Origin of the sequence: Cetobacterium sp. 2A (assembly GCF_014250685.1) — a bacterium.
Classification (GTDB): Bacteria; Fusobacteriota; Fusobacteriia; order Fusobacteriales; family Fusobacteriaceae; genus Cetobacterium.
Genome location: NZ_JACFAJ010000005.1, coordinates 1 through 14,860 on the forward strand (window position 1 = coordinate 1; position 14,860 = coordinate 14,860).

General features: G+C 29.9%; 19 protein-coding genes. 9 read left to right on the top strand and 10 right to left on the bottom strand.

Annotated features, from left to right (window positions below; all coding sequences use genetic code 11):
- Positions 1–481 (top strand): nitronate monooxygenase family protein (locus H3N56_RS02790; RefSeq protein WP_185879788.1); only part of this gene is annotated, 481 nt, incomplete at its 5' end.
- Positions 482–783: 302 nt separating this feature from the next.
- Here the strand turns inward: H3N56_RS02790 and H3N56_RS13325 are convergent.
- From H3N56_RS13325 to H3N56_RS02800, 3 genes are read right to left on the bottom strand one after another with little or no spacing between them, the layout of a single operon-like run.
- Positions 784–1,593, bottom strand: coding sequence for a M20 family metallopeptidase (locus H3N56_RS13325; protein WP_370521050.1), 810 nt, complete (start codon positions 1,591–1,593; stop codon positions 784–786).
- Positions 1,590–1,946 (bottom strand): M20/M25/M40 family metallo-hydrolase, encoded by a 357-nt coding sequence (locus H3N56_RS13330; protein ID WP_255492139.1) that lies wholly within the window; start codon positions 1,944–1,946, stop codon positions 1,590–1,592. Before H3N56_RS13330 ends, H3N56_RS13325 begins: the two co-directional genes overlap by 4 nt.
- Positions 1,947–1,962: 16 nt before the next feature.
- Positions 1,963–2,214, bottom strand: coding sequence for a hypothetical protein (locus H3N56_RS02800; RefSeq protein ID WP_185879789.1), 252 nt, complete (start codon positions 2,212–2,214; stop codon positions 1,963–1,965).
- 181 nt (positions 2,215–2,395) lie between these two features.
- Between H3N56_RS02800 and H3N56_RS02805 the strand changes: the two genes are divergently transcribed.
- The 5 genes from H3N56_RS02805 to H3N56_RS02825 are packed head-to-tail and all read left to right on the top strand — an operon-like array spanning position 2,396 to position 8,070.
- Positions 2,396–3,694 (top strand): Na+/H+ antiporter family protein, encoded by a 1,299-nt coding sequence (locus H3N56_RS02805; RefSeq protein WP_185879790.1) that lies wholly within the window; start codon positions 2,396–2,398, stop codon positions 3,692–3,694.
- A gap of 15 nt (positions 3,695–3,709) precedes the next feature.
- Complete coding sequence (gene hutH, locus H3N56_RS02810) at positions 3,710–5,242, top strand: histidine ammonia-lyase (protein ID WP_185879791.1); 1,533 nt, start codon at positions 3,710–3,712, stop codon at positions 5,240–5,242.
- Positions 5,243–5,261: 19 nt separating this feature from the next.
- A complete protein-coding gene (ftcD, locus tag H3N56_RS02815; protein WP_185879792.1) occupies positions 5,262–6,158 on the top strand; it encodes a glutamate formimidoyltransferase in 897 nt (298 codons plus the stop codon).
- A gap of 10 nt (positions 6,159–6,168) precedes the next feature.
- Positions 6,169–7,413 carry an imidazolonepropionase gene (gene hutI / locus H3N56_RS02820; RefSeq protein ID WP_185879793.1) on the top strand — a complete coding sequence of 415 codons (1,245 nt, stop codon included), beginning with the start codon at positions 6,169–6,171 and terminating at the stop codon, positions 7,411–7,413.
- Positions 7,414–7,428: 15 nt separating this feature from the next.
- On the top strand, positions 7,429–8,070 hold the full coding sequence (locus H3N56_RS02825) for a cyclodeaminase/cyclohydrolase family protein (protein WP_185879794.1): 642 nt from the start codon (positions 7,429–7,431) through the stop codon (positions 8,068–8,070).
- 67 nt (positions 8,071–8,137) lie between these two features.
- On the opposite strand, the gene H3N56_RS02830 is transcribed toward H3N56_RS02825, so the two are convergent.
- The 3 genes from H3N56_RS02830 to H3N56_RS02840 form a co-directional block, all read right to left on the bottom strand.
- Complete coding sequence (locus H3N56_RS02830; RefSeq protein ID WP_185879795.1) at positions 8,138–8,335, bottom strand: cold-shock protein; 198 nt, start codon at positions 8,333–8,335, stop codon at positions 8,138–8,140.
- Positions 8,336–8,507: 172 nt separating this feature from the next.
- The gene (hutG, locus tag H3N56_RS02835) at positions 8,508–9,476 is read right to left on the bottom strand and encodes a formimidoylglutamase (protein WP_185879796.1); all 969 of its coding nucleotides are present in this window, start codon (positions 9,474–9,476) and stop codon (positions 8,508–8,510) included.
- 3 nt (positions 9,477–9,479) lie between these two features.
- A complete protein-coding gene (locus H3N56_RS02840; protein ID WP_185879797.1) occupies positions 9,480–10,223 on the bottom strand; it encodes an ABC transporter ATP-binding protein in 744 nt (247 codons plus the stop codon).
- 203 nt (positions 10,224–10,426) lie between these two features.
- Here H3N56_RS02840 and H3N56_RS02845 point away from each other — a divergent pair, with 203 nt between their 5' ends.
- Positions 10,427–11,209: an outer membrane beta-barrel protein gene (locus H3N56_RS02845; protein WP_185879798.1), complete on the top strand. Its 783-nt coding sequence runs from the start codon at positions 10,427–10,429 to the stop codon at positions 11,207–11,209.
- 51 nt (positions 11,210–11,260) lie between these two features.
- Here the strand turns inward: H3N56_RS02845 and H3N56_RS02850 are convergent, their stop codons facing one another.
- The gene (locus tag H3N56_RS02850) at positions 11,261–11,470 is read right to left on the bottom strand and encodes a hypothetical protein (protein WP_185879799.1); all 210 of its coding nucleotides are present in this window, start codon (positions 11,468–11,470) and stop codon (positions 11,261–11,263) included.
- A 153-nt stretch (positions 11,471–11,623) separates the two neighbouring features.
- Here H3N56_RS02850 and H3N56_RS02855 point away from each other — a divergent pair, with 153 nt between their 5' ends.
- The gene (locus H3N56_RS02855; protein ID WP_185879800.1) at positions 11,624–11,863 is read left to right on the top strand and encodes a hypothetical protein; all 240 of its coding nucleotides are present in this window, start codon (positions 11,624–11,626) and stop codon (positions 11,861–11,863) included.
- Positions 11,864–11,885: 22 nt separating this feature from the next.
- Positions 11,886–12,290, top strand: coding sequence for a hypothetical protein (locus tag H3N56_RS02860; RefSeq protein WP_185879801.1), 405 nt, complete (start codon positions 11,886–11,888; stop codon positions 12,288–12,290).
- A 61-nt stretch (positions 12,291–12,351) separates the two neighbouring features.
- On the opposite strand, the gene H3N56_RS02865 is transcribed toward H3N56_RS02860, so the two are convergent.
- Genes H3N56_RS02865 through H3N56_RS02875 form a run of 3 tightly spaced genes read right to left on the bottom strand, consistent with a single transcriptional unit; the run spans position 12,352 to position 14,813 of the window.
- Positions 12,352–12,765 (bottom strand): MarR family winged helix-turn-helix transcriptional regulator, encoded by a 414-nt coding sequence (locus H3N56_RS02865; protein ID WP_185879802.1) that lies wholly within the window; start codon positions 12,763–12,765, stop codon positions 12,352–12,354.
- Positions 12,758–13,756, bottom strand: a complete 999-nt coding sequence (locus H3N56_RS02870) for a hypothetical protein (protein ID WP_185879803.1) — start codon at positions 13,754–13,756, stop codon at positions 12,758–12,760. The genes H3N56_RS02865 and H3N56_RS02870 overlap by 8 nt, the downstream gene beginning before the upstream one ends.
- Entirely contained in the window at positions 13,746–14,813 is a 1,068-nt protein-coding gene (locus H3N56_RS02875) for an HlyD family secretion protein (protein WP_185879804.1), read from the bottom strand. The genes H3N56_RS02870 and H3N56_RS02875 overlap by 11 nt, the downstream gene beginning before the upstream one ends.
- Positions 14,814–14,860 lie beyond the last annotated feature (47 nt).

The window sequence follows — 14,860 nt, forward strand, 5'->3', positions numbered from 1 at the left end:
TATAGTAGGTGAAATAGCAAAGAATGTTTCTATTCCAGTCTTTGGAGCAGGAGGAGTTATGACTCCAGAAGATGCAACAAGAATGTTAGATCTGGGAGCCACTGGTGTTCAAATGGGAAGCAGATTTATTGCATCTGAAGAGTGTGAGGTTGATCAATTTTTCAAAGAAATGTATATAAAAGCTGAAGAGGGAGATGTTTTAACTATAATGAGTTCTGCAGGATTACCTGCTAATGCAATTAGATCTCCATATGTTGAAAAAATAATAGAAGGAACAGAAGTTCTAACTCCTAAATCTTGTCATAGATGTTTAAAAAAATGTAGTTTGAAATTCTGTGTTAATGAATCTTTAAGAAAAGGTCACAGTGGAAACTACGACGAAGGAATTTTCTTTGCTGGAAAAGAAGTTCACAGAATTAAAGAGATTTTAACAGTTAAAGAAATTTTCAGAAGATTTGCTCCAGTATTTCAAAATGCTTAGTTAATATAAAAATTAAACTTAAATAAAGAAACTACATATAAGTCTAGTTATATGTAGTTTCTTTATTTTTATTTTGTATTTTTTTATAAATAATTATTAAGATTAAGTATCTATAATTTATATCTAAAACCTATTTATAATTTATTTTAGTGGTTTTATATAAGTAGTTACAAAAAAAACAAAAAAGCCCTTGAAAAAAGGACTTTTTTGAGAGTTTACTAAACAAAACATAAGGTACTATGATTATAACTTATAATTCATTGCATTAACAATATATAATATATATAGTTAGTTTTTTTTATTTATAAATATTTTTTTCCATTATAAATATTCATAATTTGCATCATAACTCCATACACTAAAGAATCTTCGTCAATATCAAAATTTCCATTGTGAGCAGGGAAGCAATTATTATTTAATTTATTTTTACAACCAAGAGTAAAAAATGCTCCAGGAACTTCTTCTATAAAATATGCAAAATCTTCTACTCCCATATTGGCCATATCTTTTTCATAAACTTTATCTGGTCCAAATAGTTCGATTGCATTTTCTTTAACTATAGTTACAGGTCTTTCATGATTCACAAGAGCTGTATACCCTTCTTCTCTAATAAACTCTCCTTTTCCTCCATATGCAATTGGTAGCGTTGTAACCATTTCATCGATTCTTTTTAGCATTCTTTTTCTTACATCAGGATTTAAAGTTCTTAGCGTTCCAACTAATTCAACATAGTCAGATACAATATTTCCAGCTGTTCCAGCATTTATTTTTCCAATAGTAATAACTCCACTTTCTCTTGCATCTAAATTTCTACTTACGATTGATTGAAGCCCTATTATAGTATGAGCGGCTATAACTATTGCATCTACACCCTTTGAAGGATAAGCTCCGTGACAACTTTCTCCGTATATTTTTATTCTTAAAGTATCTGAAGATGCATTCATTGATCCATATCTTATTCCTATCATTCCTGTTTCAATATTTTCATCCATATGCAATCCAAAAACTAAATCTACGCTCTCTAAAGCTCCAGCCTCTATCATAGGCTTAGCTCCACCTACTGTTTCTTCGGCAGGTTGGAATAATAATCTGATATTATATGGTGGTTTTATTTTTCAGAACTAAAATATTTTGCAACTCCCAAAAGAATACTCATATGTGCATCATGACCACAAGCATGACATCTTCCTTGAATTTTAGACGCATAATCTACTTCTTTATTGTCCTGAATCGGTAAAGCGTCCATATCAGCTCTTAACGCTACTGTAAAAGTCTCATCTTCTCCTTTAATGTTAGCAATTATTCCAGTATTAGCGATATTTTTTCTATATTTTATTCCCATCTCATCTAAATATTTACAAATTTGACCCATAGTTCTAAATTCATTCATTCCCAATTCTGGATATTGATGAAAATCTCTCCTAATTTCAATCAACCATTTTTTTAGTTTCATAACTTTTTCCATAAAATCTTTCTTCTCCTTATTTATTATTTTTTTTAAATTTTAAATATATAAAAAGTACTATATATGATGGAATAAGTAGAACTATAACACCTAAAATAATGGCTAATGTTTCTGGAACTCCAAAACCAAAAGCAAAGAAAAAAGCCAGACTCTCGATTAGCTCAATGGGATTCGGAAAAAAATTATTTCCTGAAATATGCATTGCCTTTCCTAAAATAAATATATTTAATATAAACGGAATTATTATTAATGAAATACTTTTTATCAAGGTAAGACCTCCTATTTTTATTGGCTTATTCTAATAAAATACACTATTTCTAATTTTTTTGCAATCAATCTATTTTAAAATATTTAGAACGTTCTATTGACTTTATATCACCTTTTAAGTAATATACTTAGCACTAATGAAATCTTCTACTTATAAAATAAGTTTTAAAAGGAGGATATTTATGATTTTTAATCCAGTAATACTTTCAGTTACTACTATGATTATACTTTCACTATTAAAATTAAATGTCATTTTTGCAATTTTAATTGCTGCGCTTGTTGCAGGTATCACGTCTGGAATGAGCCTTTCAAGTACCATGAGTACACTAATTGGTGGTATGGGTGGAAACTCTGAAACAGCTCTTAGTTACATCCTATTGGGAGCACTTGCAGTAGCAATTAGTAACACCGGTGTTGCTTCTATTTTAGCAAAAAAGATTTCAAAAATTGTAAGTGGAAGAAAATGGATTCTTCTATTTATTATCGCTACTATTGCTTGTTTTTCACAAAATTTAATTCCTGTTCATATCGCATTTATCCCTATACTTATCCCACCTTTACTTAAACTAATGGATGAATTAAAACTTGATAGAAGAAGTATGGCATGTGCCCTTACTTTTGGTTTGAAAATGCCTTACATAGTTATGCCTGTAGGATTTGGTCTGATTTTCCATACAATTGTAAAAGATCAAATTATTGCAAATGGTGTTGCTGTTGAACTGAGCCAAGTTTGGAGATCGACTTGGATTCTTGGATTAGCAATGCTTTCGGGACTTTTCATTGCAGTATTCATTACTTATTCTAAAAATAGAGATTATCAACTTAAACCTTTAGTTGGAGAGAAAAATGTTGTAGCAGAAGTAATGGAGCCAAAACATTGGATTACTTTAGTTGCTGCAATTGTAGCTTTCTCTATTCAACTTTATACTGGTTCTCTTCCTCTTGGTGCCATTGTAGCTATTGCTATTATGCTTGCAACTAAAGTTGTTAAATGGGATGAATTAGATTCAGTTCTAAATGGTGGTATTGGTATCATGGGTCTTATAGCTTTCATTATGCTAGTTGCTGCTGGATATGGAAGTGTTATAAGAGAAACTGGTGCCGTTACAAGTTTAGTTACAAGTGTAAGTGGATTTGTTGGTGGTAGTAAGTTTATAGGTTCTTCAATTATGCTACTTGTAGGACTTTTTGTTACTATGGGAATAGGAACTTCTTTTGGAACTATACCTATACTTGCCGCTATATATGTCCCACTAGCTTTAGAATTAGGAATATCTCCGGCTGGAACAATAGTTCTAATCGCTGCTGCTGGAGCTTTAGGGGATGCTGGTTCACCCGCATCTGATTCAACACTTGGACCAACTGCTGGATTAAATGCTGATGGACAGCATGATCATATATGGGATACCTGTGTCCCTACATTCTTACACTACAATATTCCGCTTTTAATAGCTGGGCTTATTGGAGGAGTACTATTTTAAAAAGGGGGAATTAACTTGGAAATTATTATCGGTAAAGAAAGACTCTCACTACAAGATTTAATGAATGTTACTAGAAAAAATTATGTTGTAAAAATTGATGACTCAGCTATGGAAAAAGTGAAGATAGCTCGAAAACTTGTAGAGGATTATGTTGATGAAGGAAGAATATCATACGGAATAACAACTGGATTTGGAAAATTTTCAGATCAAGTTATATCAAAAGAACAGACTGGAACTCTTCAAAAAAATCTTATAATGAGTCACGCTTGTGGAGTAGGAGATCCTCTACCATTAGATGTGGTTAGAGGTATAATGTTATTAAGAATTAATAATCTTTCCAAGGGACATTCTGGTGTAAGACCCCTTATAATTAATACTTTAATAGATATGTTAAATAAAAATGTTACACCATATATTCCAGAAAAAGGCTCATTAGGAGCATCTGGAGATTTAGCTCCTTTATCACATATGGTTCTTGTTATGTTAGGAATGGGTAAAGCCTATTATAACGGAGAGTTACTTCCTGGAGCCGAGGCTATGAAAAAAGCTGGAGTAGAAATATTAGAAGAACTATCTTCAAAAGAAGGATTAGCTTTAATCAATGGAACACAGGTTATGACTTCTGTTGGAGCACACGTAACTTATGATGGAATAAACTTATTAAAACATCTTGATTTAGCTGTTGCCCTTTCTATGGAGGCTCTAAACGGAATAATTTGTGCTTTTGATCCTAGAATACAGGAGCTTAGAGGTCATGAAGGTCAAATAAAAACAGCTGAAAATGTAAGAAGAATCTTAAATGGAAGTTCTTCGATTACAAAACAAGGAGAGTTAAGAACTCAAGATGCATATGTTCTAAGATGCTCTCCACAAATTCATGGAGCTAGTAAAGATGCTTTAGATTTTATTAGAAAAAAAGTTGAAATAGAAATGGATGCTGTAACTGATAATCCTATTATATTCCCAGATACTGATGATGTTTTATCAGGTGGAAATTTCCATGGTCAACCTATGGCACTTCCTTTTGATTTTCTAGGTATCGCATTATCGGAAGTTGCTGATGTTTCTGAGAGAAGAATTGAAAGATTAGTAAACCCTAGTTTAAATTGTGGCCTTCCAGCTTTCCTTATAGAAAATGGTGGTCTTAATTCTGGATTTATGATTGTTCAATACAGTGCAGCTTCATTAGTTTCAGAAAATAAAGTTTTAGCTCATCCAGCTTCTGTAGATTCAATTCCATCTTCTGCAAACCAAGAAGATCACGTTTCTATGGGAACTATCGCAGCTAGAAAAGCTGGAGAAATTTTAAAAAATAGTAGAAAAGTTGTTGCTATGGAATTATTATCAGCATGTCAAGGAATCGACTTAAGAAGAGTAGAAAAACTAGGTGCTGGAACTAGTAAAGCTTATGATCTTATTAGAGAAGTAGTAACTTACTTAGACACCGATAGAGTTATGTATCTAGACATAGATGCTGTAGAAAACTTAATTATGGGGAATAGTATTGTTGAAAATGTTGAAAATGCAATTGGAGAGCTTAATATTTAAACTTAAGGGGGAGAATAAAATGGCAAAATTAGTTCAATGTGTTCCTAACTATAGTGAGGGAAGAAATTTAGAAATCATCGAAGCAATTTGTGCACCATTTAAAAACAATAGTAAGATTAAATTTATGGGTGCAGAACCAGATGCAGATTATAATAGAACTGTTGTCACAGTTATAGGAGATCCTGAAGAAGTTTCAAAAGCAGTTATTGAATCTGTTGGAATCGCTTCTAAATTAATAGATTTAAGAAATCATAAAGGAGAACATTTCAGAATGGGGGCAACAGATGTTGTTCCGTTCATACCAATAAAAGATATGACAACTAATGAATGTGTTGAATTATCAAAAATAGTAGCTGAAGAAATAAGTAAACAGTTCCAAATTCCAGTTTTTCTTTATGAAAACTCGGCATCAGCTCCAAATAGAGTAGCTCTTCCTGATATCAGAAAAGGAGAGTTTGAAGGTATGACAGATAAATTAAAATTAGAAGCTTGGGGACCTGACTTCGGAGACAGAGCTCCACATCCTTCAGCTGGTGTAACAGCAGTTGGAGCACGTATGCCTCTTGTTGCATTTAATATAAACTTAGACACTAATGACATGAATGTAGCTAAAGAGATAGCTAAATCAATCAGATTTTCAAGCGGTGGTTTTAGATATATTCAAGCTGGTCCGGCTGAGATTAAAGAAAAAGGATTTGTTCAAGTTACTATGAATATTAAAGATTATAAAAAGAATCCTATTTATAGAGTATTTGAAACTGTTAAAATGGAAGCGAAAAGATATGGGGTAAATGTCACAGGAAGTGAAATTATAGGTGCTGTTCCAACTGAGGCTTTAGCCGAATCTCTAGCATATTATCTTGGACTTCAGGGTTTTAATATGGATAAAATTATTGAAACTGAGTTATTAAAGTAAGAGGTGAACTATGGGTGCAGATTTAATTTTTTACAATATTGGACAACTAGTTACAAGTAGAGAACTTGAAAAAAATTCAGGTTCTTCTATGGAGAATATAGAAATTTTAGAAAATGGATATGTGGCCGTTGAAAACGGCCACATCCTTACTTTTGGAACAGGTAAGGTTCCAAATAATCTGGTGGGTCTAAATACTAAGCTAATTGATGTTGAAGGTAAAGTGCTGTCTCCAGGGCTTATTGACTCTCATACTCATTTAGTCCATGGCGGTTCAAGAGAAAATGAGTTTTCTATGAAAATTTCTGGAGTTCCTTATCTTGAAATTTTAAAAAATGGTGGAGGTATTCTAAGTTCTGTTTCTGCAACTAGAGAAGCGACAGCTGAAGAGCTTTTATCAAAAGCTAAAAATACTTTAGCTAAAATGTTAAGTTTTGGTGTTACAGCAGTAGAATCAAAGAGTGGATACGGACTGGATTTAGAAAATGAAATTAAACAACTTGAGGTTAATAAAACTTTAAACCTTATTCAACCAGTTCATATTATATCAACTTTTATGGGAGCTCATGCAACTCCAAAGGAATTTAAAGACTCTCCAGAAAGATTTTTAGATTCTGTTATTAATATGCTTCCAATAATCAAAGAAAAAGAATTAGCAGAATTTTGTGATGTATTTTGTGAAAAGAATATTTTTTCTATACCTGAAAGTAAAGAACTTCTGTCAAAAGCTAAAGAATTGGGATTTAAAATTAAAATTCACGCTGATGAAATTGAATCTTTAGGGGGAGCGGAACTTGCTGGAGAACTGGGAGCTGTTTCAGCTGACCATATTATGGCAATAAGTGAAGCAGGGATACAATCGCTTAAAGAAAATCAAGTTATTGGGAATCTTCTTCCTGGAACCTCTTTTAATTTATGTAAAGCATATGCCCCAGCTAGAAAATTAATCGAATCAGGAGTTGAAATTGCTCTTTCTACGGACTATAATCCTGGATCTTGTCCATGTGAAAATTTACAGCTTATAATGCAAATAGCAGCATCTCAAATGAAGATGACTCCCAAAGAAGTGTTTAAAGCTGTAACTATAAACGCAGCTAAATCTATAGGTAAAGAAGATACTATTGGATCTATCGATGTTGGGAAAAAAGCTGACTTTGTTATCTTTGATGCACATAATATCGATTATATTTTATATCATTTTGGAACTTCACACACTCAATCAGTTTACATAGGTGGAAGTTTAGTTTATAAAAAATAGGGAGGAAATAGCAACATGAAACTTATACATATGTCTGTTGAAAATTTCTTAAAAGAAGTAGATTCTAATACTCCAGCTCCTGGTGGGGGATCGGTTGCAGCGCTAGCTTCAACTCTAGGTGCATCTCTTACTAGAATGGTTGGACATTTAACTTTAAATAAAAAAAAATATAAAGAATTAGATGAGAATATTAAAATAAGATTCGAAGAGACTTTTGATATGTTTGCTAATTTAAAAGATGAATTAGAAAAACTTATAGATAAAGATACTGATGCATATAATTTAGTTATGGATGCTTATAAATTGCCTAAAGAAACTGAAGAAGATAAAAAAATTAGAGTTGATGAAATTCAAAAATCATTAAAACTTGCTATATATACTCCTTTAGAAATTTGTAGACTTTCTCTTAAAGGACTTTATTCTATTGAACCAATTCTAGAATATGGAAATTCAAATGCAATAACTGATTTAGGTGTTGCTGCAATAATGTTTTTATCAGGTATCGAAGGCGGAATTTTAAATGTTAAAGTTAACCTTTCTTCTATTACAGATGAAGAATTCAGAGCTGAAACTTTAAAAGAAATTGATAAAATTTATAATGATGCGGTAAAGAAAAAAATTGAAATTTTAAAAGTTGTGAATACATATTTAGTATAAATCAAATATTTTAATAAGAAAAAAAGGAACTAACAATAGTTAGTTCCTTAACAAGCATAAGTTATAATTACTTAGTTTTGATGTTTGAAGCTTGAGGTCCTTTTTGTCCTTCAGTTACATCAAAAGTAACTTCTTCTCCCTCGTTTAAAGTTTTGAATCCGTCTTTTTGAATTTGAGAGAAGTGTGCGAATACATCTTTCCCGTCTTCACCAGTGATGAATCCAAATCCTTTCTCTTGATTAAACCATTTAACGATACCTTTCATAGTATACCTCCAAAAATTAAATTTTAATGATATAAATCTTCAATTAATTGTAATAAAGCAGTATACACAAAAAGGTTCCTTCTATTATTAACACATTAAACTCTTATTTATAAACATTTAACTACACGTAGTATACATTACTTTTTAGTAATTGTAAATATTTTTTTGGATTTTATTTCCAGCTCTCTTCCACAGATAATGAGAAGTGAGACAGTATTGTTTCATAAATAATATTGGCCATAAGTCTTGAAGTTCTATCATCATAATCATATCTTGGACTGATTTCTGCAATATCTATCGTCAAGTCTTTAGCATTTTTACTTATTGTTTTTATTAGTCTTAAAGCTTCGTATGGTTGAATTCCAAAACTCTGTGGAGCACTTACTCCAGGGGCTGAAGTTATATGAAATACATCTGTACAAATTGTTAAATGAATATAATCATTTCTTTTTATAATCCCAAACATGTCATCACTACTTACATTTCTTATATTTTCCCCTAAGTAATAATTTACATTATTTCTTTTTGCTGTATCAAAAAGTCTCTTTGTATTTGAAAACTTTTGAATTCCAATGACATTATAATCAAAATTTATTTTTTTTTCAGCACATTCGTCTGCAATTTGTAAAAACATAGTTCCTGAACTAGCTCCATTTTCGTAACTTCTCATATCAAAATGTGCGTCAAAGCTTATAATTCCTATCTTAGGATTCGATGTTTCTGTCAATGCTTTTGTTAAAATCCCTTTATAAGTTCCATACGCTATATCATGTCCACCACCTAAAACTATAACTAAATAATTTCTCTCTTTTAATTTAGATACAATTTCTGCAAGTGACTCTTGCCCCTTTTCTAAATCATTATCAAAAACTTCTACTGGTTTTTCTAAATCATAAAATTTTAAAGAATCTGTAAAGATAGGAAATCCAGATAGTGCTTTTTTCATATGAACCCAACCATCTTTTGCACCCAATCTTCCATTATTTCTTCTTATTCCTTCATCTGAATTAAAACTGACAAAACATACTTTTTTTTCACTGATATCCTGTGTTAAAAGTTCATCTAATTCCATTGATTTAACTACTTGATGAATTCTCAAAACATCTAACTCTTCTCCGTCGACTCTACCTATCCAATCCATATATCATACCACCAGACGTACATAATTTTTTTCATTCTTCTTTTCTACTTTTATTTTAATTTCTAAAAGATCACTTATACTTTTTGAATTTATAAGTTCTATCCCTCCAAATTTAATTTGGTTCCCATCTTTTAAAAATAAAAATTTGTCACAAAAAGAACTTGCTAAACTTAAATCATTTATTACAACTATTGTCTTTATATTTTGTTTCTTTACCCTACATTTTAATGCTAATACAATATCTAAAGCATTTTTCATATCCAAATTATCAGTTAAATCATCTATAATTATAACTGGAGCATCCTTACTCAAAGCCCTTGCTATATTTACTCTTTTTCTTTCTCCTCTACTTAAACTAGAAACTGCTCTATCTCTAAATTTAATTAGATTTAAATCTCTTAATATTTCCTCTACTATACTTTTATCTTCTTCGCTTTCTCTCCAGTTCATAAATGGACTTCTGCCAGAAATACAATTTTCAAAAACTGTTAAATTAGTCTCTGAATTTTCTTGTAATGCATAAGAAATATGTTGTGATTTTTCTAAAGTAGTCAAGTTATTTATCACTGTTCCCCCCAGCGATACTTCTCCTTTAAACTTATAATTTCCCATAAGTGATTTTATAAGTGTTGTCTTTCCTGAACCACTATTTCCTATAACTCCTAAAATTTCTCCGGATTCTAATTTAAATTTTATATCTTTCAAACTAAAATCCCCTTTTAAACACGAAGATATATTCACCTTCATTTAATCAACCCCCCGTTGTTATTTAACTATAATAAAATATACCTCTTTTTAATCTATTGGTCAACAATGGATGTCATATATATTATATATAATTCGAAAAATTATTTTTATTATAAAAAAAGGATACTGATGTGTTCTGGTGTATATAAATTTAGTCTATTAAAAAATAGAGTTTAAGAAACAAATAAACTTAGGAGGATATTATGAAAAAGTTAGCACTATTTGTTACTGGAATTTTAGTTGTATCATCTACATTATTCGCAAAAGAAAATATGCAAAAGCCTATCTCTCCATCTAAAGAAATTATTGCCGAACCAGTAGTTATTGAGGAAGTAGTTATTACTGAAACACCTGTATTGGTTCCTGAAACTTACCTTACATTAAGATTGGGAGGAGATATTGCACCTAGATATAAATCTGCTTCATTCGATCATGGTGAACATGGATATGATATTAATGACAAATCTGGAGATGACTGGGGTGGCGAAGTTGCTCTAGAATTTATGAGACAAATTTGGCCTGAGTATGGATTACAATTAGGACTTGGAGCAGCTTATCAAAGACATGCTGATGCAAAATCTAATTCTTATAACGATGGTCAATTAAATTATGAATTTGATGTTCCAAGATATGATTCTATCCCAGTTTATGCAATTGCAAAATATGTATTCACTGATTGGAACGGATGGAAACCTTATGCTAAAGCAGATATAGGATATTCATTCAATAGAAAGAGTGGAGATTTTAGCTTTAAATCAAACGATCAGAAATTTAATTCAAGTGCAAAAATTGACGATGGAATGTATTGGGGAGCAGGTCTTGGGGTAGAGTACCATGACTGGACTTTAGATGCTATGTACAAAGTTAATACTGCAAAATTAAAAGTGGACGATCATGATAATGGATATTCTAATTCAGAGAAATTCGATTACTCAAGAGTTACTGTATCTGTTGGATATAAATTTGACGTAAACGGATGGTACTAAGAAAATATTATATAATATAAAAAACTGAGGAAATCCTCAGTTTTTTTTTATCTATCCTGTATACGCTTCTTCACAACAAACTTTACAACCATCTGCATTCGGAAATCCATGTCTTTTTGCATGGATTACAGCGCCCTTTCCATTAGCAAAATATCCTAATGTTGTTGTTTGTGTTGAAGATGCTGCATGATTACAATCAACTGAATGAACTTGATTTATTCCATTGCTATCTTTAATACGATTAACGATATAAATTTGCATAATAAATACCTCCATTAAGTTACCTTTTTTACCACGTAATAATATTATACCTCAGATTTAGGTAAATCCCTATCTTTATATTTTAACTAGAGGAATTGAAATTTGAATCTCGTATATTAAAAATATAAATTATTATGTTCAGGAGGTATTTAAATGGGTTATTATGGATACTACGGATTCACTGGGATATTATTATTTTGGGCTATCATTATTGCTATTCAAGTTTTAATTGTAAGATGGTTATTTAAAATAAATAAAATTGTTGATTGTCTTGAAAAACAAATTGAAGTAGGAAATAAAACTAATGAAGAAATAGCTACACTTGTTAAAATCTTAGAAGAAAGATATAATACTGTAGAAGAACATGAGGAATCAGAAGTCTCTGTTAAATAATAAAAAGGAGGTGAGTTGGTTCATGAAAAAGTTACTAATTATATTGGGACTTATATTTGTATTCACTGGATGTTTTAATACCGATGAAAAATATATTTCAACAGTAAAAGGTATAGTCCTTTCTGAGCAAATAATAGGTGCCAATAATGTGGAAGAACTAGTAGTTAATCTCTTAAAGATTGAATCCAAACAAAATGTTGTTGCAAAAGATGTAGTTTGGAAGATAGATGGAGATACAAATGATGGAAAAATTGTTCTTGCAGAATATTCTGGGTATAAAGTTTATATTCCAACATTTAAAAATGGTGACTATATAGAAACTATTCCCAATAATATTTACATGATAACAAAAACTGGAGAAAGAAAGAATCTACCAAGTATTATTATGAGCGGATTTTTTGAAGAGATAGGAAATATTTTTAAATGAATCAAGAAGTCCCGACCTAAAAAAGTCGGGACTTCTTCTGACTACAGATATTTTTGATAATTTAAATATATTCATCATATACTTCGTTTAAAATTTTTGTAAGATCATCAAAAAATGTATTAGAAGCTAATTTTTTATAAAGTAGATTTAACTCAAGTAGAATTTTTTCTATAAAGGAACACATTTCAAATCCTTTTTTAGTTACTACAACCGAATAACTTCTTCCATCATTATTTGAATAAACTTTTTTTATATATTCTAACTCTTCTAATTTTTTTAAAATTTTAGTTATTGAAGATTTTTCTACTATTCTCATTTCGAAAAGTTCCTTCGGTGTTAAACTTTTATATTCTTTTATCTTTAAAAGTACTATAGCTTGAGAGTCTTCTAAATCAGTATTCTTCAAGCAAGTATTAAGATATTTTTTTTGATATCTACTTAATTTAGATACTAAAAATGCTAAATTTTCATTCAATTGTATCTCCTCCTAAAATTATTAATAGTCTAGTTATTATCAACGAAATAAGTAGCATTGTAGTTATTTGCAATGCTCTTGCACCTGCCTTTGATGTAATATCTCCAAAAGGGGTTAAATATAAAGCAAGTGGCATTATTGTTGCTCCAATTAATCCACTAGCAATAGATTTCTTTATTTTTGAATCGCTATAATACTTAGAGTATAGCATTGGAAAAAATAAAAGGGAAAGAGATAATGCGAGTATAGGAAAAAATTTGCTTACTCCAATAACTAAAAAAGAATACAAAGTAGCCAACAGACATCCGCTCGTATGTATAACTATATTCATAGGTGTAAGTTTATGTATCCTTTCTATATTTATACTTCCATATATCCCTGCTAATGTTGCATACGCAAAGAATGTATCTTTTATATCAAAAATAACATAAAAAATCCAAGTTATAAAAACAATAGTTGTTACCAAGACTATATTTCCCAAATTTTTATGAGTTGCTTCTTTTGAAATATTGTTTTCTTGTATATTTTCAATTTTATTTTTTGGTAATAAAGTTAAGATTAAAAATCCTAATAAACCACCTAAAATGGTAACTATAAATACATCATAAACCATTATTTCCATATTTAATTTTTGATATGTTGTATAAATGGTTGTAAAAGAATATCCTAGTATGATATTTGGAGCTCCCTTTGGACTTTTATCAATAAAATAAAAACAACTAAAGAAAATACCAAAAGTAAATATATAAAAAAGTAAAAAATTTTCTTTAAATATTTGAGCAACAAAAAATCCAAGAGCAGCAGCAGCAGCAAGCCACCAGTTGTCTTTTATAAATCTTTTAATACAAAATTTAGGCATGGTTGTAACAACGCTTAAAGCAATTATTGGAATTTCAAAATTAAAAGAATATGTTGTATATTTACTAAGCATAAGTCCTAAAACAATAGCTAATAAATCTCTCAATATATCTTTAGTATAATCAATACACATAATTAAATACCCTTATAATATTTATCCATAATTTTGCTAATGCATCATAAAATATATTATTGCTTTCAGAAAGTAGTATTACTGATGCCTTTGATCCACTAGATAAATTTTTTATAAGATTGGAATTTTCAATTGTTATAGAAACTCTTATTTTCCCAGGATCTCTTACCCAACGGTTATCATCTGTTATATCAACCAAAGTATTTGAAGTAGAAAATCCTTCAACTAAAACAGAAGTTATTTTTTCGATTTTTCCTTTTATTACTTGTTGAGAAATCCCATCAAAAACAATAAGAGCCTCTCTTCCCTTCGTAATTGATTTTAAATTTTTTTCTTTTAAATCTACATTAACTGTTAAAATATTGTCATTTTTTACATAAAATAAAGTAGTATCTTGTTTTATAAGAGTATTTTGATAAAAATTATCCATAACAACCTCTCCAGATATAGGAGATAAGATAGTGGTATTTTTCAAATTGATTTCAGCTTTTTTTAAAGCTCCCTCAGCTATAAGTAATTGTGGAGTTGATTCTTCTTCTTTCTTATATTTAACAAGTAGATTATTTAGTGTATTTTGACTTTCTTTTAGAATTTTTTCTGATTCAATAAGTTTAGTATTCATAGCTTCATAATCTAATTCATTTATATACTTTTTATCAAAAAGTTTTTTATATTTTAATAATTCTTTCTTGTTTTGCTCCACTAAAACTTTATTTTTGCTGACTAATACTTTATTTTTTTCAATATCATTTTTTAAATTTTTTATAGAATCTAAAACTTCATTATATTGTCCTAAAGCAGATGTATATTGAGCTATATAAATATTTTTATCAACTTCGAAAAGTGGTTGCCCTATACTAACATAATCTCCATTTTTGACAAATATATTCTCAACACTCTCAGAAACTTTACTATAAACAGGAACTATTTGATATTCTAAGAACGCTCTTGAAGAATAAGGAATATTCATTTGAACTCCAATATTTATAAAAAATACTAATAAAAAGCTAATAACAATACCCAAATATATAAATTTAGCCTTGTTTTTATATTGCATATTTAATCACTCCTAATTTTAGTTTACTAGTAAACTATTTTTATGCT